Annotated in this window: 21 protein-coding genes; 19 read left to right on the forward strand and 2 right to left on the reverse strand. The window is 49.7% G+C overall.

The window, feature by feature from the left end:
* The first annotated feature begins 99 nt into the window (after window positions 1–99).
* The gene (locus B7982_RS12315) at window positions 100–1,008 is read left to right on the forward strand and encodes a PD-(D/E)XK nuclease family transposase (protein WP_085491170.1); all 909 of its coding nucleotides are present in this window, start codon (window positions 100–102) and stop codon (window positions 1,006–1,008) included.
* Window positions 1,009–1,042: 34 nt separating this feature from the next.
* Here B7982_RS12315 and B7982_RS12320 read toward each other — a convergent pair whose 3' ends face one another.
* Window positions 1,043–1,483, reverse strand: a complete 441-nt coding sequence (locus B7982_RS12320) for an Rrf2 family transcriptional regulator (protein ID WP_085491169.1) — start codon at window positions 1,481–1,483, stop codon at window positions 1,043–1,045.
* Between the two features lie 156 nt (window positions 1,484–1,639).
* On the opposite strand from B7982_RS12320, the gene B7982_RS12325 reads away from it, so the two are divergent.
* From B7982_RS12325 to B7982_RS12350, 6 genes are all read left to right on the forward strand, one after another.
* Window positions 1,640–2,527, forward strand: coding sequence for a sulfide/dihydroorotate dehydrogenase-like FAD/NAD-binding protein (locus B7982_RS12325; RefSeq protein ID WP_085491168.1), 888 nt, complete (start codon window positions 1,640–1,642; stop codon window positions 2,525–2,527).
* The gene (gltA, locus tag B7982_RS12330; protein ID WP_085491167.1) at window positions 2,527–4,026 is read left to right on the forward strand and encodes an NADPH-dependent glutamate synthase; all 1,500 of its coding nucleotides are present in this window, start codon (window positions 2,527–2,529) and stop codon (window positions 4,024–4,026) included. Before B7982_RS12325 ends, gltA begins: the two co-directional genes overlap by 1 nt.
* A gap of 181 nt (window positions 4,027–4,207) precedes the next feature.
* Entirely contained in the window at window positions 4,208–5,806 is a 1,599-nt protein-coding gene (locus B7982_RS12335; RefSeq protein WP_088661009.1) for a glycoside hydrolase family 5 protein, read from the forward strand.
* 219 nt (window positions 5,807–6,025) lie between these two features.
* On the forward strand, window positions 6,026–6,862 hold the full coding sequence (locus B7982_RS12340) for a TIGR02147 family protein (protein ID WP_088661010.1): 837 nt from the start codon (window positions 6,026–6,028) through the stop codon (window positions 6,860–6,862).
* Window positions 6,852–7,526 carry a hypothetical protein gene (locus B7982_RS12345; protein WP_088661011.1) on the forward strand — a complete coding sequence of 225 codons (675 nt, stop codon included), beginning with the start codon at window positions 6,852–6,854 and terminating at the stop codon, window positions 7,524–7,526. The genes B7982_RS12340 and B7982_RS12345 overlap by 11 nt, the downstream gene beginning before the upstream one ends.
* Before the next feature lie 172 nt (window positions 7,527–7,698).
* Complete coding sequence (locus B7982_RS12350) at window positions 7,699–10,392, forward strand: beta-L-arabinofuranosidase domain-containing protein (protein WP_088661012.1); 2,694 nt, start codon at window positions 7,699–7,701, stop codon at window positions 10,390–10,392.
* Between the two features lie 48 nt (window positions 10,393–10,440).
* On the opposite strand, the gene B7982_RS12355 is transcribed toward B7982_RS12350, so the two are convergent.
* Complete coding sequence (locus B7982_RS12355; protein WP_088661013.1) at window positions 10,441–11,397, reverse strand: fibrobacter succinogenes major paralogous domain-containing protein; 957 nt, start codon at window positions 11,395–11,397, stop codon at window positions 10,441–10,443.
* Between the two features lie 444 nt (window positions 11,398–11,841).
* Here B7982_RS12355 and B7982_RS12360 point away from each other — a divergent pair, with 444 nt between their 5' ends.
* The 12 genes from B7982_RS12360 to B7982_RS12415 all read left to right on the forward strand — a co-directional run bounded on the left by B7982_RS12360 (window position 11,842) and on the right by B7982_RS12415 (window position 25,426).
* Window positions 11,842–12,525, forward strand: coding sequence for a DUF4956 domain-containing protein (locus B7982_RS12360; protein WP_014545640.1), 684 nt, complete (start codon window positions 11,842–11,844; stop codon window positions 12,523–12,525).
* A 13-nt stretch (window positions 12,526–12,538) separates the two neighbouring features.
* Entirely contained in the window at window positions 12,539–13,648 is a 1,110-nt protein-coding gene (locus B7982_RS12365) for an HlyD family secretion protein (protein ID WP_073423609.1), read from the forward strand.
* Window positions 13,648–15,048 carry a TolC family protein gene (locus B7982_RS12370; RefSeq protein WP_088661014.1) on the forward strand — a complete coding sequence of 467 codons (1,401 nt, stop codon included), beginning with the start codon at window positions 13,648–13,650 and terminating at the stop codon, window positions 15,046–15,048. The genes B7982_RS12365 and B7982_RS12370 overlap by 1 nt, the downstream gene beginning before the upstream one ends.
* 3 nt (window positions 15,049–15,051) lie before the next feature.
* Entirely contained in the window at window positions 15,052–15,870 is an 819-nt protein-coding gene (locus tag B7982_RS12375; protein ID WP_088661015.1) for a polyphosphate polymerase domain-containing protein, read from the forward strand.
* 34 nt (window positions 15,871–15,904) lie between these two features.
* Entirely contained in the window at window positions 15,905–17,608 is a 1,704-nt protein-coding gene (locus tag B7982_RS12380; protein WP_088661172.1) for a lamin tail domain-containing protein, read from the forward strand.
* Window positions 17,609–17,733: 125 nt separating this feature from the next.
* Window positions 17,734–19,329 carry a TolC family protein gene (locus B7982_RS12385; protein ID WP_088661016.1) on the forward strand — a complete coding sequence of 532 codons (1,596 nt, stop codon included), beginning with the start codon at window positions 17,734–17,736 and terminating at the stop codon, window positions 19,327–19,329.
* The gene (locus B7982_RS12390) at window positions 19,329–20,327 is read left to right on the forward strand and encodes an HlyD family secretion protein (protein ID WP_088661017.1); all 999 of its coding nucleotides are present in this window, start codon (window positions 19,329–19,331) and stop codon (window positions 20,325–20,327) included. The genes B7982_RS12385 and B7982_RS12390 overlap by 1 nt, the downstream gene beginning before the upstream one ends.
* 19 nt (window positions 20,328–20,346) lie before the next feature.
* Complete coding sequence (locus tag B7982_RS12395; protein WP_088661018.1) at window positions 20,347–21,558, forward strand: ABC transporter permease; 1,212 nt, start codon at window positions 20,347–20,349, stop codon at window positions 21,556–21,558.
* Window positions 21,555–22,736 carry an ABC transporter permease gene (locus B7982_RS12400; protein WP_088661019.1) on the forward strand — a complete coding sequence of 394 codons (1,182 nt, stop codon included), beginning with the start codon at window positions 21,555–21,557 and terminating at the stop codon, window positions 22,734–22,736. The genes B7982_RS12395 and B7982_RS12400 overlap by 4 nt, the downstream gene beginning before the upstream one ends.
* 95 nt (window positions 22,737–22,831) lie before the next feature.
* Window positions 22,832–23,548, forward strand: a complete 717-nt coding sequence (locus B7982_RS12405; RefSeq protein WP_073423601.1) for a zinc metallopeptidase — start codon at window positions 22,832–22,834, stop codon at window positions 23,546–23,548.
* 160 nt (window positions 23,549–23,708) lie between these two features.
* Window positions 23,709–24,566, forward strand: coding sequence for a TIGR02172 family protein (locus B7982_RS12410; RefSeq protein WP_088661020.1), 858 nt, complete (start codon window positions 23,709–23,711; stop codon window positions 24,564–24,566).
* 11 nt (window positions 24,567–24,577) lie between these two features.
* Window positions 24,578–25,426: a TIGR02172 family protein gene (locus B7982_RS12415; RefSeq protein ID WP_088661021.1), complete on the forward strand. Its 849-nt coding sequence runs from the start codon at window positions 24,578–24,580 to the stop codon at window positions 25,424–25,426.
* The last annotated feature ends 72 nt before the right edge of the window (window positions 25,427–25,498 follow it).

A 25,498-nucleotide genomic window follows, 5' to 3' on the forward strand; every position in this document is an offset into this window, starting at 1 on the left:
ACGATTTTGCTAACGGTTGTTTGCAAAATTTGCAAAGTTTCGCTTTTTGAAAATTCTCTATTGTAGATTAGAACCTCCAAACTTAATGGAGGTGTAATTATGAATCAATCTATTCCTGAAAAGCTAAAAGGCAAAACCTACATCGACCCGAGAACCGATACCGGATTCAAGAGCCTGTTCGCTAGCAAGGATGCCATCAAGGACTTCGTTGATGGAATCTTGCACCTGAAAGGCGACGACCAAATCAAGAATCTGAATTACTCGTTTGAACATACGTTAAGATTTATGATTCCCGAAGAGCGGAAAGTCATTTTGGATGCTTTCGCGACTACGGGTTCTAAGCGTTTCCTTAATATTGAAATGCAGAAGGCAGACCACAGTTTCTTTATCGACCGAACCATATTGTACAAAGCGTTCTTGATTATAAAAGGCAAGCATGAAATGGATAAATCAGAAGAATTTAAAACGCTCACAAAAGAAGAAAAGGAATACCGGCGTTATGAAATTCCCGAAACAATATCCATTTGGATTTGTGATTTTGAATTGCCGTACTGCATGGAAAAATACATTGATGAATGGGCTATTTATAGCAAGGAAGTGTTGAATGGAGGAGTCGTCGAGACGTTATTCCCCAAAAATAAGTATATTATTGTAAGTCTGCCGAAGTTTAATAAAACCGCAGACGAGGTAAAAGATCCTGTTGACGCTTGGCTCTATGTGCTCAAACACGCGCATGAGGGCGAACCGCTTCCTGACTTTGGGAATGGAATCGTCAACGACGCCTTGAACCGCATCAAAATTGAAAACTTGGACAAAACCACTCTGAACGAACTGGAGCGAGAAATGATTGCAAAAGAAGAAATAGAATGTCGTTTGGCTGGTGCCAAGATTGAGACTCGATTTGAAATGGTCGATGCGATGCTTGCTAATGATATTCCTATTGAAAAAATCGCTATTATTTCCGGTATTTCTCTGGACGAAATTAAAAAGCGCAGAGCGCAGCGCTGATGTTCAGTCCGGAAAGTGACTAGATTTCACTTTTTTATTTTTCATTGCAGAGCGGGCGCGCAATTTTGGGGGCTTTGCGGGCCAATTGCTCGATCGTAATGCCCGTGAAGTAGTCCTTGATGATTTTGGCCAAGTCCTTCCACATTGGGAGTGTCGGGCAGACGTCTGCACGGTCGCAACCGTTTTTCCCGTCAGCAACGCATTCCACCGGGCTAATGGAAGTCTCAATGACACTCAGGATTTCCCAGACCGTGAGTTCAGCCGCTGGCTTTGCAAGCTTGTAGCCGCCGCCTTTGCCGCGTGCGCCTTCGAGCACGTTGTTCTTTACGAGGACTCCAAGAATCGCTTCGAGATATTTTTCGGAAAGTCCCTGACGTTCTGCCAGGTTGTGCAGTGGGTGGAATTCGGCTTCGCCGTTTTCTGCCATATCAATAATAACGCGAATGGCGTATCGACCTTTCGTAGATACTCTCATGATTCTTTGACTCCTTTGAACCATAATATACATATAATTACAATTATTGTAAATTTTTTCCTACAACTTTAGTTGGCTTTTTTCAGCTCTACAGCCTCCCTTTACATATTTTTTTACTATCAGTGGTCAAAAAAAATTTCTATATTGCCTCGCATTATGGCAAAAATTCTCTTTAAAAAGCAGTTATCTCCCGCGGTATTCCAATTCCGCGTCCACGCCCCGCTGATCGCGCAAGAACGTAAGGCAGGACAATTTATCATCCTCCAGACGAACAAGGACAATGGTGAACGCGTTCCGCTCACCATCGCCGATGCCGATACTGAAGAAGGTTCTATCACCCTCATTTTCCAGACGGTTGGCAAGACGACGACTGAACTCTCCAAGTTCGAAGTCGGTGACGATATCCCGGTCTTGGTTGGCCCGCTCGGTTCTCCGACCCATATCGACAACTTTGGTCACGTGGTCTGCGTTTGCGGTGGTGTCGGTATTGCCCCGATGCACCCGATTGTCCAGGCTCTCAAGGCTGCAGGTAACAAGGTCACCATCATCATGGGTGCCCGTAACGAAAGCCTCTTCCTCATGAAGGAAGAAATGACCGCTCTCGCTGACAACATCATTTTCATGACCGACGACGGTTCTTATGGCCGCAAGGGTCTCGTGACCGAACCGCTTAAGGAACTTTGCGAAGACACCAAGGGCAAGCCGGACATGGTCATCGCTATCGGTCCTCCGATCATGATGAAGTTCTGCGCTCTCACCACCAAGCCGTATGGTGTGAAGACTGTCGTTAGCCTCAACAGCATCATGGTCGATGGTACTGGCATGTGCGGTGGTTGCCGCGTCACTATCGGTGGCAAGACGAAGTTCGTCTGCGTCGATGGTCCGGAATTCGACGGCCACGAAGTCGACTGGAACAACATGCTCCAGCGTATGGGCGCTTTCAAGCCCCAGGAACAGGAAGCATTGCACCGCTTCGGTGCCAATGACGGTCACAAGTGCAACATCGACAAGATGGCTGATGCCAAGGCTAAGGAGAGCAAATAATGTCTGAACATATGACTCGCGAACAGTTGGACGCCGCCGCCAAGGTGGAACTTGAAAAGATTAAGGCTCTTCCGCAGCCGCTCAAGCCGAAGGACAAGACTGCTATCCCGGCTCAGCCGATGCCGCAGCTCGAACCGTCCTATCGCGCACGCGTGATGGAAGAAGTGGCTCAGGGTTATACCGAAGCTCAGGCTATCGTCGAAGCTAACCGCTGCCTCGCCTGTAAGAAGCCGTTCTGTGTCGAAAGCTGCCCGGTGCACATCGACATTCCGGCCTTCATCGCAAAGATTGCCGAAGGCGACTTCAAGGCTGCTATTGCAAAGATTAAGGAAACGAGCTTGCTCCCGGCTATCTGCGGTCGTGTTTGCCCGCAGGAACGTCAGTGCCAGATGAACTGCACCATGGGCAAGATGCACAAGGACGTGAACCAGGCTGTCGCAATCGGTCGCTTGGAACGCTTTGCTGCTGACTATGAACGCAACAACGGTGGTGCTACGGTTCCGGCTGTTAAGCCTGCAACGGGCAAGAAGGTGGCTGTGATCGGTTCCGGTCCTGCCGGCTTGGTCGTCGCTGCTGACGTCCGCCGCGAAGGCCACGACGTGACCATCTTCGAAGCTTTCCACAAGCTCGGTGGCGTGGTCCGCTATGGTATTCCTGAATTCCGTCTTCCGAAGAAGATTGTGGACAAGGAAATTGAATCTCTCGCCGCTATGGGCGTGAAGTTCGAAACGAACTTTGTGATTGGCCGTACCCGCAAGCTCAAGGACCTCATCGAAAAGGATGGCTTTGACGCTGTGTTCGTCGGTACCGGTGCCGGTCTTCCGTTGTTCATGAACATCGAAGGTGAAAACCTCGTCGGTGTGTTCGCTGCTAACGAATACCTCACCCGCGCAAACCTCATGCGCGCCTACGACAAGGAAAATGCCGATACGCCGATGTGGCCGGGCAAGAACGTTGTCGTCCTCGGTGGTGGTAACGTCGCTATGGACGCTGCCCGTATGGCTCTCCGCCTCGGTGCAGAAAAGGTCCGCATCATTTACCGTCGTAGCATGAACGAACTTCCGGCCCGTAAGGAAGAAGTTCTCCACGCTCAGGAAGAAGGTGTCGAATTCTGCGTCTTGCAGAACCCGGCCAAGATTCTTGGCGACGAAGCCGGTCACGTCCGTGGCATGCTCGTCGACAAGTACGAACTCGGCGAACCCGACGAAAAGGGCCGTCCGCGTCCGGTCAAGGTCGAAGGCGCAAGCTTCGAAATTGAATGCGACACCGTGCTCGTTGCTATCGGTAACGGTTCCAACCCGCTCATCAGCAACACCACGCCGGAACTCTCCGTCGACAAGAAGGGTCACATCCTTCTCGAAGATGCAACCGCCAACAAGACCTTTATGGAAAAGGTCTACGCCGGTGGTGACATCGTGCTCGGCGCAGCAACCGTGATCCTCGCCATGGGCGAAGGTCGTCGTGCTGCTGCAGGCATCAATGAGTTCTTGAAGAAGTAATTCTTGCTTGGACTGTCATTCCGGCCTCCGTGCCGGAATCGCCTTACGCATTTTAAAAGAGGATGGCTTCGGCCATCCTTTTTTGCTTTCGTTCCTTTTTGTCAATTCTTCCTTTTTTGTGACATCGCCTTTTTGCGAATCTTTTGATTATATTCATAGTGGGGGTATTTAAGGAGATGTTATGGTTCAATCAAAATTTTTGGGAATTGCCTGTGGCGTAGCGATGCTTGCAGGCGCCGTTTCTGCAGCGACTCTTCCGACCGCAAAGGATGTTCAGGCCAAGATGGGCATGGGCTTCAACATCGGTAACTCGATGGAAGTGCCGAATAGCCCGACTTTATGGGGCAATCCGTTCCCAACGCAGGCGTTGCTCGATTCCGTGAAGGCGGCAGGCTTCAACACGGTGCGTATCCCTTGCGCTTGGGATAGCCACACGAGTGGTGGCAAGGTCACTGAAACTTGGCTCGATTCCGTGAAGACGGTTGTTGATTACGCGATGCGCGCGGGCCTCTACACGATTTTGAACATCCACCACGAAGGTGAGGGTGGCTGGTTCCAGAGCAACATCGGCACGAACGTCAATAGCAACATCGACAACAAGATGAAAACTTACTGGACGCAGATTGCGAACAAGTTTAAGAACTACAACGAACGCTTGCTCTTTGCGGGCGCAAACGAACCCGGCCCGAATGTGAACACGTGGACATCGCAGCATGTGTCTACGCTTATGCACTATTACCAGACGTTCATTGATGCAGTACGTGCTACGGGTGGCAACAACGAAACCCGAACCTTGATTATCCAGGGCCTCAATACCGACATCGACAAGTCGGTCAAAAGTGCTCCGGTAAGCACCTTCCCGAAGGACAAGGTCGAAGGCCGCTTGATGTTCGAAGTGCATTACTACGACCCGTACCAGTACACGCTCATGACGAGCCCGCAGGACTGGGGTGCTCCAGGTGGTGAAATGATTCAGCCGCAGTACTATTATGGCGATTACACCAAGGCTAGCGAACCCAAACGCAACGCGGGTTACAATGCCTGGGCGGGCTCTGTTGATTCCAAGCTCGGGAGCATCGTGCATCCGCAGGAACAGTTTGCCAAGATGAAGACGAATTACGTGGATAAGGGCTACCCGGTCATTGTCGGTGAATTTGGTGCAAATGTCCGCTCTCCGGAATTGAGCGGTTCCGACCTGAATCTCCACAAGCAGGGCCGCGTGCAATGGCACAAGGATGTTGTTTCTGCCGCCAAGCAGTATGGCCTCACCCCGATTCTCTGGGATATGGGCAACGAAAGCAATTCCGGCTATGACAACATGGCCTACATTCGCCGTCAATCATCACCGGTGGGTAAGGTTCTCGAAACAGACGTTATCAACGCTATGCGCGGTGTGTATGGTCTCGGCAATTACGTGAACAATGGTGTCACGCACGTTGAAAATTTTATCACGGGCGGCACGGAAACGCCGTCTAGCTCGAGCGCGCCCGCCTCTAGTTCTAGCGTCGCAGTTTCTAGCTCCAGCGAAATTACGCAGTCTAGCAGCTCGGCTACAATTGCTTTGCCGACCGTTCTCGCGGGCGCTCAGGTGAATCTCCATCGTGCCGGCAATACGCTTTATGCATCCGGCGATATTATGCTCTTCGACATGAACGGAAACCTCGTCCGCTCCACGAATAACGTGTCCGCCGGGCAGGCCCAAATGCAGCTGCATGGTCTCCGCCAAGGCAATTACATCGCCAAGTGCAAAAATAGTGTTTTGCAAGTCAAGATTCGCTAAATTGCTATACTTGCGCGTTTTTATTGAACATGCCCCGGCCCCCATGCCGGGGCTTTCTCGTAGCCATAAGTCCTTTATTTCCCGCTATTATACAAACTGTATAATATAGACTTTACGTCTCCTAAAAAATCGAAAATATTGCTTTCTCGTCAGCAAAATAAAATTTCCCGTATAATACAAATATTGACTTCTGTATTGTAAAAATTTATTTTAAAACCCATGAAGTCTATTTTCGAGTACCGCGATTACCATCTCTATTTGCAGGATTATTACGACGAACGCAAACGTCTCGGAGCGTTCTCGTGGCGTGAATTTTGCCGGAATGCAGGGTTTTCTTCGCCGAATTTTTTAAAGCTTGTTAGCATGGGGCAGAGCAAGCTCAGTAAGATTAAGGCTTGCCAGGTGGCGAAATCGATGGGACTCGTCGATTACGAAGAACAGTATTTTTACCAGCTTGTAGCCTATGGTAATGCGGATAACAACGAAACTCAAAGAGCCGCGTTCCTCGAAATGGAGCGTATTGCCTTGGAACACCAGGTCCGTGTTGTCGACAAAGAGGCGCTTCAATATTATGAATCCTGGAAGTATCCGGTTATTCGCGAACTCGCTCCGTTGATGCCTGGGGCAACGCCTCGTGACCTTGCCGAAGAATGCAAGGAATACGTATCTGCCGAAGAGATTAGCGACGTCTTGGATTTCCTCGTCAAGGCCGGATTTTTGAAAAAAGAGGATAATGGAGCTTATACTCAGACAGCCCAAACTATTATTGGGTCCAAGGAGGCGCTCCCTATCGCCATTCGCGCTATGCACAAGGAAATGGCCATTATGGCTGCCCGCGCTGTGGACCGCTATTCTGCAAATGAACGATTCTTTAATGGTGTTACGCTTAGCGTGAATCAGGATGCGTACAACAGAATTGTCGAAGAAATCAAGGCTTGTTGCAAGAAGGTTGTCGCTATCGCCAACGAAAATAGTACCTTTGACCAGGTTTGCCGTATCAACTTTCAATTTTTTCCACTCACGGATAAAATAACGGGGAAGAAATATGCTAAATGAATTTATTTACTTGGTTGGAATTCTTTTGCCGTTTGCTGTAGTCGCATGTTCTAGTGGGACGGTTGATCCGAATGCGAATCCTTTTGCGTATACCGACGAAAGCAGCTCTTCAATTTCATCTAGCGGTTATTCCCGTTCGGATGATAATATCTATATCAACAATCCCGCTAATGATGGAGTCTTTGTCGTTAAGCAGGGCGTTCAGGTCTTAGAAAAAGAAAAACTTTACACGGTCACGTTTGAAAAAGAAGCAACGACCAAGTATACGATTGTTGAAGTGACTGTTGGAGTTGATAGACAAAGCGAAGGCACGATTGCGGTGTACTCCGAAGAAAAGGGCGCCTCGGCATCTTGTGAAATTGACGAGAAAAATTATTCTTCCCAGTTTAAGATTGGGCAAAATAATCGTGTGGAAAGAAGTATAAAGCTGGATAAATTTGGCAGCGGTTGCGATGAACTTTTTGAACAGTTCAAAAAGCTTTGCTTGCTCCAAAGTGTAAATGATGAACTCAGTGGCGCCTGCGACGACAATGGAACTCTCGAAGCCTATTGTGCCTATGTCGACGAAACAGCCGTATTTGACACCCTCTTGGACGAATTTACCATGGAATCCAAAACGAATTGCGGTGACAATAGCGTTCAAATCGATTCTTTTGGAATTTAGCCCTTTGTCAAATCAGCAAAACTAATTGATTAAACCCCATTCTTAACGCCCGCGCGCCAATCTATTTTCTAAGTAAGGACGGTGCTTTTTCTTTGAGCTTGTCATGCCCGCCACCGAGCGGGCATCTCCTTTATGACAAAAAGATGAAGCCGATACAAAAAAGGTGGCTCTTATGAAGTTAGGATGGTTTGGTAAACATTTTCGCACGGCGCTCGCTTTGACGGGGCTTGCGTGCGGTCTCGGATTTTCACAGGATGTGCTTTACCCCGACATGTTCGCGTTGTCGGATGTGCAGCTTTTGGACGGCGTTTTGAAGGAACGCCAGGACTTGAACGTCGAAACGCTTCTCAGCTACGATGTCGATCGTTTGCTTGCTCCGTTCTACGAAGAAGCGGGAATGAGGCCCAAGGCTTCTAAGTTCCCGAACTGGGCGGGTCTTGATGGCCACGTGCTTGGGCATTATCTGAGTGCCTTGGCCATGCATTATGCCGATAACGATGACGTCCAAGTCAAGGAACGCCTCGAATACATCTTGAAAGAACTCAAGACGATTCAGGACCAAAATTCCAAGGACAATAACTTCAAGGGTTACATTAGCGGCGTGCCGAACGGCAAGCAAATGTGGCTCAAGATGAAGAATGGCGATGCTGGCGCACAAAACGGCTATTGGGTGCCGTGGTACAATATCCACAAGCTTTATGCGGGTTTGCGCGACGCTTATGTTTATGCGGGCTATGAACAGGCAAAGACGATGTTCCTCGCGCTTTGCGACTGGGGCATTTCGATTACGAACGGCCTGAACGATTCCAAGATGCAACAGATGCTCGGCACGGAACACGGCGGCATGCCCGAAGTTTACGCCGATGCCTACAAGCTCACGAAAGACGAAAAGTACCTGAATGCGGCCAAGAAGTGGTCGCACCAGTGGCTTTTGAATCCGATGTCGCAGGGCAATGACAACTTGACGAATGTCCACGCGAATACGCAGGTGCCGAAGGTTGTGGGTTTTGCCCGCATTGCTGAACTTTCCGGCGATGAAAAGTATAAGAAAGGCTCCGATTTCTTCTGGCAGACGGTCGTGAACAAACGCAGTATCGCCATTGGCGGCAACAGCATTTCGGAACATTTCCCGGCGCTCAACAATCACAAAAAATTCATCGAAGAACGTGAAGGACCAGAATCCTGTAATACGTACAACATGCTCAAGTTGACGGAACGTCTGTTCAACATCAAGCACGATGCGCATTACACCGACTTCTACGAACGCGCCCTCTTCAATCACATCCTTTCGACAATCCACCCGACACATGGCGGCTACGTGTACTTTACGCCGGCTCGTCCGCGCCATTACCGCGTGTATTCCAAGGTCAATGCGGGCATGTGGTGCTGCGTGGGTTCGGGCATGGAAAACCCGGCAAAGTACAACCAGTTTATTTATACGAAAGACAAGGACGCTCTCTATGTGAACCTCTTTGCGGCTTCCGTCTTGAATTGGAAAGACAAGAGCGTCAAAATCAAGCAGGAGACCGCCTTCCCGAAGGGCGAAAGTTCCAAGTTTACGATTACCGGTAGCGGTGAATTTGACATGCAGATCCGCCACCCGTACTGGGTCAAGGAAGGTGAATTCAAGGTCATCGTCAATGGCGATACCGTCGTGAAAAAATCGACGCCGTCGAGCTACGTTTCGGCAGGGAAGTCCTGGAAGTCGGGCGATGTCGTTGAAGTGCTTTACCCGATGTACACGCACGTCGAGGATTTGCCGGGCGTGACGGATTACGTGGCGCTTTTGCATGGCCCGATAGTACTTTCGGCAAAGACGGGTACGGCTAACCTGAACGGCCTTGTCGCCGATGATGGTCGCTGGAGCCACATTGCCTCCGGTGCGCTGGAATCGCTGGACCAGGCGCCGATGCTTGCAAGCAAAAAAGAAGATATCCCCTCGAAAGTGGAACCCGTGAAGGGCGAACCGCTGCACTTCAAGGCGCCTTACCTCTTCGCAAAGCAAAAAGACGCAAACCTGCTTTTGCAGCCCTTCTACGAAGTGCATGACGCCCGTTACATGATGTACTGGATGGTGCTTACGGACCCGAGCATTCTCGACCGCCTTGAAAAAGAGCAAAAAGAAGCCTTGGCGCTTGACGAAAAGACTGTCGATAAGGTCGCTCCGGGCGAGCAGCAGCCGGAAGTAGACCACAAGATGAAAATCGAAAATTCCACTTCCGGCACGCACCAAGGTGAATTCTACCGCGATGCTGGTAAGTGCTCCGGCGGCGATGGCGGCCTCATCAGCTACGAATTCGAGACGAATAGCGAAGATTCCTTGAGTCTTATGGTGCGTTACTGGGGTAACGAAGGCTGCACGCGTACATTCGACATCACGATTGACGATGAAAAGCTAACGACCGAAACGATTTCGAACCGCTGGAAAAAAGATGAATTCGTGAACGTGACTTACCCGATTCCGGACAAAATGGTGAAGGGCAAAAAGATTGTGCGTATCTCCTTCTCGGCAAGCTCTGGAATGGTGGGCGGCATCTATAGCGTGCGCCTTCTCCGCAACAAGCCAAAGCCCGTCGTAGAAGATCCGCCGATAAGCATCAAGTCGGTCGCTGCCGCAAAACAAGGCCTTCGCGTGCGTGCTGACCGACAAACGCTCCAAATCGCATCTCCGAGCGCTCTTTCCCGCACGATGAACGTAAAAATTTATTCAATGGACGGGCGCCTGAAACTCACGCAAATGCTCCCCGCAGGCGCAAGCGAGTTTAACGTCGATATTGCAGGCCTCAAAAACGGCAATTACATTGTTCGCCTTTTCCAAGATGGCCTCGTTCGCGGCTACACGCTATTCAATAAAAACGGCCTTTAGATATTACACTCCTAATACCAAGAAGTCCTCGCTCCGCGAGGACTTTTATCATTCCGCTTCTGTGGAATCCTTCACGCAACGAACGGATAAAGCAGATGTTTTATCTTCACCTTTGTAAGCGGCATTTCCGCTTTTACTAGAAAAACAGAAAACTCCTGCAATTTCGTAATAATTATTGGTTCCTGTTTCATCTAATACATTTGTCCCTTGTAAAGGGGTCCAAAAACATGTGATTTCTCCGATATTGTTGTTTTTGTCTTGGTTCTTTTTTGTTCCTGCAGGAAGTAATCCAAAATCAAAAATATCTGTTCCATTACCATCGTCAATCCATTCGCTAGTACTTTTTAAATCAATTGTATTTACCAAGTCTAACAAAATAAACCATTCATTTACTGATGGAATATGCCAATTTTCAGGACAAACTCCTAAAATATTAAAACCTTTGTATTTTTCAAAATTTGTTCCAATTTGCCAATTGACACCGAAACCACATTTTTCACAATCGTGAGTACAAGACTTTAAGCAATTGTCATTTTCTTCTTTAAAATAGGCTATGCTGTCCATAGCTGCCGCCCATGTATAAAGTCTTCCGTATTTTATGCAATTTTCAGGATCGTTATTATAACAATAGCTTGCTGAGTCTAATCCTTTAAGTGATAAAGGGTATGCGTAGTTTAAATTTTCAGCCATCCACGTTTGATTACCGATTGTTACAGTCTTATAAATTTGTCCATCACGTTTGTCGGTCATTACTCCATGTGAAACATATATCGAAGATGAGGATTGTTCTAAACTTGAAGAACTGATTTCAGAACTGCTGGTGGATACTTCGTTTGACGATGACGATTTGGCAATATCTGACGATGATTCTACGTCTTCAATCGATGAAGAAAAAGCTTCAATAGCGGAACATGATGAATTTTCTGCAAAAGAACTAGAGGGATTCTCGTCACTACAACCCCAAAATAAAATCCCAATAAGTAGACAAAAGAATACATTGCGCATAACGTCTCCAACTCTTACAAAAAATATATGATTTTTTCTTCCAAAATACTTCAATCACTCCATTCTGTTCGCCATTGCTCCACGGAGACTCCTTTTGTAACTTTCTATTAACTAAACGGCGTGAACAGCTGATATTTGCCGCCTACAAACCGCGTTTCTGTTACCGAAAATAAACATACGTTGCGGTTTCCTCAATGCGTTGTTGTGGTAACCAACATGTAATTATTTTTTTCAAGAACGAAAAAACTAGTTTTATTATTTTTAGCGTGGGTTCTACAGCCTGGAATAAAAAAATTGGGTGAAATTCGCCCAAATCCGTAATTAAAAAGCGGATTGTAATTTTTTTGTTAGTCCATTATTTACAAAATTGCGAGTGTGAAAGCCTTGTTTTTAAGTAGATTTTGGGAAAACGGGCTAAAAAAAGAATTAATTAACGGAGTTATTATGCTTGACCTTCTTGCTGTCCAGTCCAGCTCAACAAACGCAACGATTATTACGCTTGCATACACCTTGATTCTCGCGTTCGTCCTGTCTTCGACGATTGCATGGACTTACGAAAAGACGTTCCTCGGACTTTCGTACTCGCGAAACTTTGTGCAGGGCATCGTGCTCAGTGCAGTGGTCGCTGCCATGGTGATGCAGGCTATCGGTGATAACGTTGGTCGTGGTCTTGGCATGATGGGTGCTCTCTCGGTGGTCCGCTTCCGTACGAGCTTTAAGGACCCGCGCGATATCATGTTCATCTTCGCCGCTCTCGGCGCCGGTATCGGTTGCGGTGTTTACGCTTGGGGTGCCGCAGTCGGCGGTACAATCGCTTTCAGCTGTGTCGCATTCCTGCTTTCCCGCACGGGTCTTGGTACCAAGCACTTCTTTGACGGCATGCTCCGCTTTGCTCTCCCGAACGAACCCAAGGTTCGTGGCCAGGTCGAAGATATCATGAAGGGCAACTTGAAGACGTTTATTTTGATTACGATGCGTGAAGTCGATGGCGGTGCCCGCTTGGACGTCGCTTACCAGATTCGCCTTCGCGCAACAAAACCCGCTGCCGAAATTCTCACGCTTCTCTCGAAGGTTGAAGGCATTTCGGATGTCCAGTTCATGATGCAAGACGCTACGACGGAAATGTAAGGAGGTTTGAAAAATGAATAAGCTCGAAGATCTTCTCGACAATTTCTGGAATACCCACAAGAACAATGCGGGTGTCGCTTACGTCTATACCCACAAGCTTTCTATTGCCTGGGTGGCATGCGTCGTGTTTGCCGTGATGCTCGGCTTCATTTACCAGGGCAAGGCGGCCATGTTCCGTGGCATTGCCGAATCCAGCGAAACGATTATCAGCCTCCCGTCTCCGACCGAAATCGTCAAGATTTACGTGGTTCCGGGCCAGGAAGTCAAGCCGGGCGACACAATCGTGGTTATCAACCGTCCGGACCTCACGCTCCGCGTTGCCGAACTCACCCGTGAACTCGACGCTCTCGAAGGCCGCAGCAACTTGAGCTCTGCCGAAATCGACCAGAAGGTGGCCGAAGTCAAGGCGAACCTTGAATCTCGTCGCCTCACACTTTTGGCTGAAATTCGCAACCTTGAAGCGGAATATGAAAGCAACAAGGCTATTTCTGCCAAGCTCAAGAGCCTCTCGAACTCCAAGTCCAAGGCCGATGGCAACGATGCTATGGCTATGCGCATCAAGAGCCTCAAGAACGAACTTGCAGTTGCAACCAGGAGCGCCAACGAACAGATTGCCCTCCTCCGCGGTAGCAACAAACTCCAGAAGTCTAGCGGCAAGACCGAAGCTGCAAACATCCGCAAGGAACTCGCCGAACTTCGCAAACAGCAGAAGGAACTCACTCAGATTGCCAAGGAAAACTGGGTTGTCGGTGATGTGAACGTGCGCGATGGCGAAAAGGTCTCTAGCTTTGCCCCGATTGTGACGCTTGCCCACAAGTCCCCGACGCTTATCCGTGGCTACATCAACGAACAGATTTACGAAAACACGAACCTCGGCGAAGCCGTGAAGGTGACTTCCCTTACTGGTAAGGGCAAGGCCGTGATTGGCGAAGTGGTTGGCCTTTCGAGCCGCATCGTGCCGTTCCCGACCCGCATGTGGAAGATGCCGGAAATCCCGGTTTATGGCCGCGAAGTGACCATCAAGATCCCTGAAGAAAATAAGTTCTTGCTTGGCGAAATGGTGACCATCACCGAAACGAGCAAGCGCAACTTGGAAAAGCAGCAACAGAAGGCTAAGAAGTAATGAAGACTGTATCCTTTTTAACGCTCGCACTGACTGCGGCGGCAATCGCAAGCCCTCTCACATGGGAACGCCTGATCGAATCCGCTAAGGCAGATCCGAGGTACGAGGCTGCTGCAAAGCGTGCCGAGGCGACATCGAAAGAACGCAACCTCAAGCTTTGGGACAAGATTGAGCTCCGTTACCAGTTGGACGGCTTTAGCTTTGCCAAGCACGACTTTGAACTTCGCGTGACTCCGCAAGCTTTTGGCGAACGCGCTGCCGACAAGGCTCACTATGAGGCCGTTAAGAATTACCAGCAGGCTACTTTTGCCGTTGAACGTTCGATCCTCCTTTACGACCGTTACGAACGCGGCGTGCGCTATGTGCTTCGCCAGAAGATTAACGAAATCAACAAGCAACTTTTGCAGGTTATTCAGGACCGTATCGAGGTGCTCCACCTCAAGTCCGGTTCTGCTTCGTTCAATGCCGAAGACTTGATGACTTCACTCGAAAAGAGTGCCTCGCTTAAGGCTAACCTGCTTTCGGATAGCACGGCGCTCCGCGATGCCGAACTCAAGATGTTGAGCTGGGCTCCGGATTATGACAATGTCAATTTGGATTCCTCGTTCCTCCCGACGATGGAAGAACTTGCCGAATTCTTGAAGAATGGCGTGACTGTTGACGAAAGCTTCCCGCTTGTGGCTCTTGCCAAGGGCAAGCGCGATTCCGATATTTCCAAGGCACAACAGGATGCAAGCAAGGACCGCAACTACATTTCTCATGTCGGTGTTGGTTACTCGCTCCAGGTAGAATCCTTGATGGAAAAGTACAAGGATTTGGATGGCAGTGATATTATCAAGCCGGAGTATAAAAAGTATGAAGGCGAATGGAAAAGGGGAGCCTGCCCGACAGGCCTTACCTCTGATGGTGATTGCGCTATTTGGGATAACACTCATACAATTAGAAAACTTGTTCCCGAAACGGACAACCGCAAGACTGCGGACAAGTTCTTTGTAAACCTCGCTTTCCGCCTGCCGTTCTTCGATAGCAACAAGGACGCCTCCCTCCGCGAACAGGTCGAAAAGCTCGATGCCGAAAGCAAGTACTTGGACGAAGTCCGCGAAGTGAACCAGAAGGTCGCCCGCCTCACCGAAGAAGTCCTTACGCTTATCGACCAGTGGAAGGTCTTGAAGGACTATGCCGAACAGGTGAACGCTAGCGGCTTTATGGAACAGTTTGCACACAAGGCCGGTTCCGACCCGCTCCTTCTTCTCCGCGCCCGTGAAAGCGCTCTCGAAAGTGACTTGAAGGCTGCAAAACTTGAATATGACATCTTTGCCCGCTATTTGGCTTTGCTGGATTACTCCGGCGCTCTTGCTCGTGAGGATGTCGTGAACCATCTTCGTGAAGGAATCAGGTAATTTATGGCTGAAGCCCGCGGATTTAGTCTTCTTGAACGCTTCGAACTGAAGTACCATATCCCCGTCGAATGGGCGGACCGGATTGGTGCGTTCTTGGCGCCGTATTGCGAAGAAGACTACTATTCCAAGATTACTCCGGGTGGATTCTACTGGATTACGAACCTCTACCTGGACACACCGACGTGGACGTTCCTCGGCTGGAAAAAGAAACAGCTCCTGGACCGTTTCAACATGCGTATCCGCACATACGGTGAACACCCCGCTCAGGATGGTACGTTCCATTTCGAAGTCAAACGCAAGATTCGTAACATCTGCTACAAGAGCCGTGCAACAATCAAGGGTATCAACCCCGGTGAAGTCTGGAATATGAAGCCCGAGGAATGGCCGTGCAAGAGCGATAAAGACCGCATGTACCTCAAGGATTTCTTGTACAAGACGGAACTCCATGGTGCACACCCGCGACTCCTTACGCAGTACAAGCGTCGTGCATGGTTTGGTCTTCGCGAAGAATACTCCCGCGTGACGATTGACACGGGCATGCGCTTCCGCGAAGAAAACGGCTTTGACTACACTGTGGACCCGCACTACATGCACTCCACGGGGCTCCCGCGATTCTTCCAGCCGGGTGCCGATGCCGTTCTTGAACTCAAGTGCCCGGCGGCCCAGATGCCGTACTGGATGTTCGACTTGATTCGGGCATTGAATTTAAAGCACGGTGCATTCTCCAAGTTCGGGAACGCCGCTGCAGAATGGAAAAGAGTTTACGAAAATCCGCGTCGTTTCAAGAGCCCGTACTGGACTCGACTTGCGGGAAATTTCTAAAATGGATTTAAACTATAAAACAAGGAAGGCGCTTATGAATACAAAAAAATGGCTTGCAGTAGGCACTTGCGTCACTGCTCTAGGTCTGTTCTCAGCCTGCTCCGATGATGAATCTAGTCCCGTAGTTCCTGTAACACCGGACAGTTCTTCTGCTATTGCTCCGGAAAGTAGCAATGCCAACCCGAACTCCTCTGCAGATGTTGGAGGATCTTCGTCTTCCGCTACGGCTCCTGTGCCGACTTCGAGTTCGGATGCTGAAGGTGTTGTCGATTCCTCATTCACCAACATGGGCGTTTCCGAAATCATGTACAATGCTCCGGGTGGTTCCGCTCTGGAATGGGTCGAAGTCTATATCAAGAAGGGCCCGGATATTACGGACATGCAGCTCAGCAACCTTCGCTTGGATGGGGCGGTTTCGTTTAACTTCCCGACGGGTTCCTTGAAATATGGCGAGTATGTCATTGTTACAAATGATGTCAATTTGTTCAACCAGACTTATGCTGGTAAACTTCCGGCCGGTTGCAAGGTTTATGGCCCGTGGGATAAGGACCCCAAGACTGGGGCTGTTGCAAAGCTCGTAAACGAAGGCGATGTTGTCGAAGTCAAGCTCAAGGGCGAAGGTGACGTGAGCGCCGCATTCAGTAGCCAGCCGCCTTGGCCAAGCCTTGCCGATGGCAAGGGCCGAACACTCGTGTATAGAGGTTCCGGCAACGAAGCCGACCCGAACTCTTGGGGCGCAAGCGCTGTCGAAAACGGCAGCCCATGTGCTGGTGGCGACAAGGTCCTCGATGCTTCGACGGTTCGCCTGAACGAAATCAAGCCGTATGCCCTTGGTGTGTCTGATGGTTGGGTTGAGCTTTACAACTCTGGTTCTGCTCCGGTCGATGTCAAGGGCTGGGAACTTGAATCCAAGTTGAAGGGCAAAAAGTGGACAGTCGGTGGTGCTAACACTGTTGTCCCGGCCAATGGATATTTGCTCCTTGAAGCGACTGCCGACGTGTTTGGCGAAGGTCTTTTCTTAAGCGACAATGGCGATGAAATTTACTTGTTCGAAGCTGTTGCAGGGACCCGCACCGGTAAGGAAACGAGCTTGCTTATTTCTGCCGGTAAGCAGTCCAGTGGCATTGTCGAAGTGGCTGGCGGTACGGTGGCTCAGGGTGCTATGGCTACGGAAACTCCGGGTGCAGCAAACTCTGCGCTTAAGGCCGGCCCGATTTTCATTAGCGAAATCCATTATCATGAAAATGAAAATGATTTGAATGACTTGGAATTCCTTGAACTGGTGAACAAGGGGGATGCTCCGGTAACGCTTGTTGAAAATGTCAATAACGTACCGCAGGGCTGGAAGATTGAAGGCGTCAATATGGAGTTTGCCGCAACAGACGTTATTGCCGCTGGTGGCAAGATGGTCCTGTTTAGCGATTCCCTCAAGGCAAAGGAATCTTTGCTCCGTGTACGCTATTCGATTGACGAAAGTGTTCCTATACGTTTCTATGCGGGCAAACTCTCGAACCGCGGTGAAACTGTAGCCGTCAAGAAGCCGTATTCTTACGTGACCAAGGCCGATAACACAAAGCAGTGGTATTATGAGATTTCTGACGCTACGCTTTATAGCGACCGCTGGCCGGGAATGACCGAAGCGGATGGCAAGGGCAAGAGTCTCAACCGCAAGGACTTTACTACGACAGGTTACGGCTCAGCCGTTTGGAGCGCTCTCGCTCCGACTCCGGGCAAGTAAAATCGCTCTTTTGAGTTTTTCGCCAAAAGTTCCGACATTTTGTCGGAACTTTTTTTATTACTTGTAGGGTTTGCGTCGTTTTGGAATTGCAGCTGTTGTCATCTTTTTGTATTATTATTGTAGCTATGAAACGGTACTTTGCTTTTATTCTCAGTGGTTGCGTGGCTGCTAATGCGACAGCGCTTTCTTTGCAAGATGCGCTGGATATGGCCATGGCGAACAATTCCAAAATCAAGGCTGAAAAGGCGAAAGTGGATATTGCCCAAAGTGGCGAAGATGAAGCTTTTGCCCGTTTCCTCCCGACGGTAAGTCTGTCGGCTGGCATTACCAAAATCAATGACCCCATCAATATTGACCTCGGGCGTTTGAGCGATGTCGCTGGTGCGGCCGCTTATTCCAAGGCTTATATCGATGCCTACAACAAGGCTTCCGCTGGCTATAAGCAGGCTTACGAAGGCGCCTATGCCAAGACGGGGAACGAAGCCCAGGCAAAGGCTTATGCCGAAAACGCCCTCAAGGAAAAGCTTGGCACGGGTTCTCCGGAAACGTTTGCCCAGCAGACTGCGGAAAAGTATGGTTCGGCCGCAGAGAATGCCGATTTCAACATGAAGGTGCAAGACGACTGGTTCTTTAACGCACGCTTGACCGTTGTGTGGCCGATCTTTACCGGTCTCAAGATTTATTCTGCTTATGACGCCGCCAAGGAGAATGTGAACGCCCGTAAGGCAGAATTTGAAATGGCGCAGAACACCGTGCTCATGGATGTGGCGACCAAGTACTTTACGCTCCGCTTGTGCGAAGAGCTTGTCGGCATGCGTGAGTCCACCAAGAAGGACCTCGAAGAACATCTGAACCGTTCCAAGAAGCTCGAAGAGGGCGGCCAAATTAGCAAGACGGAACGTCTCCGTGCCGAAGTGGCGTTAGCCGAAGCCGAAAACGCTTATGAAGATGCCCTCCGCGACCAGTCGCTCGCCCGTATGGCTCTTGCAAGCCTCTTGCATACGGATACAAGCCTTACCGCAACAACGCCGGTGGAATCTCCCGAAGGCATCCGCTCGATGGATGAATTCAAGGCGCTTGCGGTCGAAAAGCATCCGGGCCTCCGTCAGCTCCGCATTGAACGCAAGCGCAATCAGAATGCGATTAGCGCCGCCCGCGCTGATTACTTCCCGACAATTGCATTGTTTGGCTACAAGGAACTTTATACCAGGGACTTGACGATTCTAGAACCGGAATGGGCGATTGGCGCCAAGTTGCAGTGGGATATCTTCAAGGGTGGTGACACCCGTGCCAAGGTGAGCTCCGCAAAGGCGATGGACCGCTCTTTGGGTAGCCTCGAAGAAGAGACGATTGATAATTTAAAGCTCTTGGTCGAAAAGCGCTGGCGTGAACTGGAACATGCAAAGGGGAGGCTCGCAAGCCTTGTCAAGACGCGTGAGCTTGCGGTTGAAGCATTGCGTAGCCAGAATAAGGCTTACGAAGCAGGTCTTGCTACAGGCCTTGAGGTGGTGGATGCCGAACTTGCGCTTTCCCGCTTGCAGGTCGCTGACATCAAGGCTCATTACGATGCTGTGATTGCTTGGCTTGGACTCCTTGAAGCCGCCGGTGAAGTCTCTACCGCAGGTACAGTCCTTGTGTCCAAGCAGCTTGTGGTTGAAAAGCCTGTTGCAACTGAATCTGCACAGCCTGTTGAACAGAATTTAGAAACGGAGAATAAATAATGAACGCATTAAAGATGATTGGAAAAGTTGTTGTCGTACTTGCCTTGATAGTGCTCGTCATTATGGGCATCTCCCAGCTCCAACAGTTCGCAACGCAACCGCGTGAACAGTTCTTGCAAGGCCAGATGGAAGCCCGCCGCGTGCTCGTGGCAGGGAAGGTCCCGGGCCGTATCGAACGTTTGCTCGTTCACGAAGGCGACGTGGTCTACAAGGATTCTCTCGTTGCTGTTATCAGCAGCCCGGAAATCGAAGCCAAAAAGATGCAGGCTCAGGGTGCACTCGGTGCTGCCAAGGCTCAGGCCAGCAAGGCCCGCAATGGTGCCCGCAGCGAAGACATCACGGCGCTCAAGGCAATGGCTGATCGCGCTCAAGAAGCCGCAACGCTTGCCAAGAATACTTACAACCGCGTGCAGAAACTCTACAACGAAGGCGTGCTTCCGCTCCAGAAGCGCGATGAAGCTGAAACGCAGATGAAGGCGACCCAGTCCGCTGCTGATGCCGCCCGCGCTCAGTACAATCAGGCTGTTGCCGGTGCCCGTAGCGAAGACAAGGCCGCCGCAAACGCTCTCGTGATGCAGGCCAAGGGCGCGAACGCCGAAGTCGATGCCTACCTCGAAGAAACCAAAATCCGCACGCCGATTACCGGTGAAGTTTCTCTCAAGCTCGCCGAAGAAGGTGAAGTAGTTGGTTCTGGTATGCCGATTATCGCTGTGACGGACTTGAACGATTCCTGGGCGGTGTTCCACCTCCGTGAAGATTACCTCAAGAACGTCTCCAAGGGCAAAAAGTTCTATCTCCAGGTTCCGGCTCTCGACAAGACGATTGAAATGACCGTAAGCTACATCGCTTCTGTTGGTGACTATGCCACATGGCGCAGCTCCAAGGAAAGCTCTGGCTTTGACCTCAAGACGTTCGAAGTCCGTATGCGCCCGACCCACAAGGTCGAAAACCTTCGCCCGGGCATGAGTGTTCTGTTCCCTGTTGACGATATTCAGTAAGCTGGAATAGAAGGTTATTGTGCTGAAAGGTCTTTTAAAGACAATCGGGAAAATTTACTTTGGCCACAAGATTGTTTTGTGGATGATTCTTACGGTGCTCCCCGTAGGCGTTTCCGTGTTCATGCTGGAAATGTTCTCGAGCGAAATCGTGCAGCACATCCCGGTGGGCATTCTCAAGCAGGACCATAGCCAACTTGCGGACCGCTTGGAACGTGCAATCCAATCGAGCCCCGTGCTCGATGTTAAAGTGAATTGTCACGACATGAGCGAATGTGAACATGCGGTGATTCGCGGAGACTTGCAGACGTTTATCGTGCTCCCGACGGATTTGGAACGCCGTGCCTTGCGCCTTGAAGCGCCTGTGATTCCTGTTTATTCGAGCGGCCAGAATTACCTCACGAACATGTTTGCAACAAAGGAAATCCGTGCGGTCATCACAAGTATCGGTTCGGATCTTTTCACCGCTTCGTATGATGACCCGGTCAAGACGGAAATTCATTCGGTGGGGAACATCGAGGGCAATTACCAGGGGTTCCTGGCTCTTGGACTTGTATCGGCAATGTTCCACTTGGCGGCGATGCTTGTGGCGGTATATATCGCTTCGTTCCCGTTGCGTGACAAGCGCGTTCGTGAATTTTATAGTTCTGCGGAGCGTTCCTGGGTAACGCTTGGCGTGGCCGCTTTTGTCCCGGCTGTGATTATCCTCTGGCTTGAATACATGGGCTGTTATGCATACACGCATCGCATGCTTATGCCGATGAGCTTTGAAGAATTTGTGATGGTCTCCGTAGCGCAACTTTTGATGGTGATTTGTTGCTTCGGTGCGGGCATTACTTTTGTGGGCGTGACTGGCGTGATGCGTATTGCGACAGGTGTCTCGGGCGTGATTGGCGGCCCTGCATTTGCGTTTGCCGGTCAGACGTTCCCTGTGATGGCAATGCCGTTTGCCGTGCGTTGCTTTGCATTCCTGCTCCCGCTTACGCATGTGCTCCGCGTGCAGTCCATGATGCTCCTCGGCGATGTCGGCATGGCTGAATCCTGGGAAGTCATCAAGCTCATGGGCGGCATGGCGTTGTTCTGGGTGCTGCTCGGGTGCTTTACGATTGTGCTTCGCTGGAAGTACCGTCTAAAACATGATTCGCAGTTGCCGGTCGCTATCGAAGACGAAAACGTGGTGACCGTTGATTCGTTGCTTAAGAGCTTGTTCGAAAAAATCAGGAGGCGAAAATGATTAGTCGTCTTTTGAAAGTGACTTTGACGGAATGGAAATTGTTTGTTACGGACCCTGCGGCTGTGCTTTTGCTTGTCGTGGCGGGAATTCTTTATGCGTTCTACTATCCGACTGCATACATGAACCAGACCGTTTCTCGCGTTCCTGTGGCTGTTGTGGATTTGGACCATACGGCAAAGTCCCGTGAACTTACACGAATGGCGTCTGCGACGCAACAGGTCGAAGTCAAAGCTGTCTATAATGACTTGCTTGAAGCTGAGACGGCGATGGCGAGTGAAGAAATTTATGGCTTCATGGTTATTCCGGAGAACATGGAAAAGGACTTGATCGACAAGAAAACGACCAAGATTGATATCTTTACGCATGGCGCCTACGTGATGCTCCACGGTACGATTGGAACGGCATTCTCGACATGTGCGCTGACGGTCGGTGCGGTGAGTAAGGTGAAGGCGATTGCGCTTGGCAAAAAGGTGCCTTCTGCAAAAGCGATGGCGATGCGAGACCCGATGCCGCTATCCATCCAGACCATGTTCAACAATACGGGAAGCTATTCTAATTATGTTGTTCCTAGTGTGCTTGTGCTGATTTTGCAACAGTCCCTTGTGATTGGAATTTGCGTGCTTGGTGGCGCTCGCGGGCATCGCCGTTTCCGCCGCAACCAGCGCTATTCCGAAGTCGAAAACGAGAGCATGCCGTACCGCTATTTGGGCCGTTCGCTGGCGTATTTTATGCACTACTGCTGCTTTATCCTGTTCTACCACTGCGTGATTTACAATATTTTTGATTTTCCGCGTCGTGGCGAACTCTTGCCGATGACGATTTTTGCGGTTGTGTTCCTGGCGTCGGTCATCAATTTTGGCATGTGCCTCTCGCAAGTTTTCTTGCGCCGCGAATCGAGCATGCAGCTGTTCCTGAACCTCTCCATCCCAATCTTGTTCCTTGCGAGCTTTAGTTGGCCGAGCTATTTGATGCCGAGCTGGATGGTGGGGCTTTCGTACATTCTGCCGAGTACATTTGCCGTACCCGCATGGCTCTCGATTGAACAGATGGGCGGTGACATTTACGATGTGGCGCCTAAGCTTTATCTGCTAGCGATACAGGCGGTCATCTACTTCGTGCTGGGCATGTTCCTCACGCATTTGCGCGACAAGAGCAAGTTCACCACTGGCGATATGTAAAAACCGCCGATAATAAGCAAAAAAGAGTGACGAAATCACAGTCGCTTTCGCCATTCTTTTTGTAAATTGGATAGTGAAATTAAGGAACTAAAATTATGATGTTCGACCCTTTATACATGATGATTCTCGTGGTGACGCTCGTGCTTTCGGGCGCCGTTTCCCTGTTGGTCAAGAAGCGCTTTGCCGCTGGCCAAAAAGTCACAATTTCTAGCGGCCTCACCGGTGCCGATGTCGCCAAGGCTATCCTTATGGAAGCGGGCATTACCGATGTGAAAATCCTCAAGCACCAGGGCTTCCTTTCGGACCATTACAATCCGCTGAACAAGACGCTCAACCTGTCGCCCGAAGTCTATTCCGGCCGCAATGCAAGTGCCGCAGGCGTTGCCGCTCACGAAGTCGGTCACGCTATCCAGCATGCTGAAGGCTACTTCCCGCTGTGGCTCCGTTCTGCCATTGTGCCTGCCGCCAACATCGGTTCTAATCTTGGACCGTGGCTCGTGATTATCGGCATTATGCTTATGGGCATGGGCAAGGCTCTTGGCCAGTCTCTCGCGGTTGTCGGTGTGGTGCTCTTTGCGCTTGCAACTCTCTTTACGCTCGTGACCGTGCCTGTGGAATTTGACGCTTCTGCACGTGCCAAGAAGGCTCTTGCCCGCATGGAAGTCGTTGCCGCAGGTCGCGAATACAATACCGTCTCTGGCGTGCTCTTTGCCGCAGGCCTCACGTATGTTGCCGCTGCAATCTCGTCTATCTTGCAGTTGCTCTACTGGGCATACCGCGCGGGGCTCCTCGGCGGTCGCAACGACGATTAACGATCAATCTTAAGCCTCGCTTCGGCGGGGCTTTTTTTGTTGATTTTGCGGCAAAATTCGCCAATATTGAATAATTTGGAGTATCTGCTAAATTCTTTTTGTCCTTTTCTAAAGAAAAAGCGATATCTTTATAAGGAGAAACATTTTCTAGGGAGCAAAAATGGAATACCAGAATATTGATATTAGTACCTGGACGCAGGTAGGTGAGGGCGGTAACGGGAAAACTTATGTGCATCCCGGTCATCCTGATTTCCTCTTGAAAGTGAATAACCCGCCTCGTTGTGATGAGGCAACCGTAAAGCAAGAACGTGACGCAGCCCAGCATGTCTTTGATTTGGGAATCCCGACTCCTCGTATGTTCGATATGGTGCGTGTGGGGGATGGTTACGGTCAGCTCGTAGAAATCATTAAGGGAAAAAAGTCTCTTTCGCGTATTTGCTCCGATGATCCGTCACGCATCAGTGAAATGGCTAAGTTGCTTGCTTCATTGGGCCTGCAACTGCACGCCTTGCCTTGCGATACGGAGTTTTTCCCAAGTCGCAAGGATCTTGCCCTGAAGGGTATCGATGCGTCTGATTTTGTTGCAGATGATGATAGAGAAAAAATGCGGGCGTTTGTTCAGAGTATAGAAGACGAGAAAACCTGCTTGCATGGTGATTTCCAGATGGGCAACCTGATTATTTCTGCCGATGGTAAACCTTATTGGATTGATCTTGGCTGGTTTAGTCACGGTTCGCCAATGTTCGATATAGGGCATTTTTTCATGACTTGCCAAGTTTATTCTCAGTTCCCGGCAGCGCAGGATATTTTCCACATGTCGCAGGAACAGTTGAAAAACTTCTGGAATGCGTTTGCTGAGGCCTACACGGGGAATAAGGACATTTCCGCCTTCACTGCTCTTGCTGGCAAGTTTGCACCTTTGGATGCTTGTATCCGTTCAATCTTGATGCCGACTCCTGAAGCTTATAAGAAGTTGTTTGCAGGATTGGTTCATTCCCTAGTCGAAAAGTTTTATTAAGAGAGGTTGTTATGTCTGAAGAAGTTGAAAAAATCAATTTAGATGATTATGTAGCGACGGGAGAAGGCGCAACAGCAGTCTCGTACACGCACAAGACTCGCGATACGATTGCGAAACTTTATCACCCCGGATTCGAAGCGGACTGTGCTAAAAAAGATTTTTTGACATCTTGCACTGCTTTTGCTTTGGGGGTTCCGACTCCAAAACCAATTCGCTTGATAACGGATGGCGAACGCTTTGGTGCTGAATATGAACTTATCCGGAACAAACGCTCTTTTTCGAGAATTATTTCAGAAGAGCCGGGTCGTTTGCAAGAGCTTTCTTTGATATTTGCAGAAATGGCTAAGAAACTCCATTCGACGAAAGCGGATACGACGAAGCTTGTGTCTACAAAGGAAAAATTCCGTCGCTTTTACCTTGAAAAGGCTGTAGTTCCTGACTTTTACAAGCAAAAGGCCTTGGCTTTTATCGATACGGTTCCCGATACTCCGTATTGTCTTCATGGCGATTTGCAAATCAGCAATGTCATTACCGATGGAGCGCGAACGCTCTGGATTGATATGGGTGATTTCGGCTACGGTGACCCTGGTTGGGATTTGGGTATGTTGTGGAGCATGACGCACAGAATGGATGAGCAAAAGGCGGATCTTGTTTTCCACATGAATAAAGAAGCGCTTTTGGCTCATTGGAACATTTTCTTCCCTGCTTATTTGGGAACGACAGACCCGCAGAAAATCGCGGAAGCCACGAAACGGATTTTGCCGTTTGCAGCAGTCAAGATTCCTTATATGTTCTATATCGCAAAGCATTTCACTTTGCCGGATGAAGCCTACCCGTATATCGCCAAACTGTTTGGATAAAGTTTATTCAATATTTTTGCACGTAATTTGTTTTGAAATACACAACTTTAATAATTGTTTCTATTTTATATA

The organism is Fibrobacter sp. UWB2, assembly GCF_002210425.1.
GTDB lineage: Bacteria > Fibrobacterota > Fibrobacteria > Fibrobacterales > Fibrobacteraceae > Fibrobacter > Fibrobacter elongatus.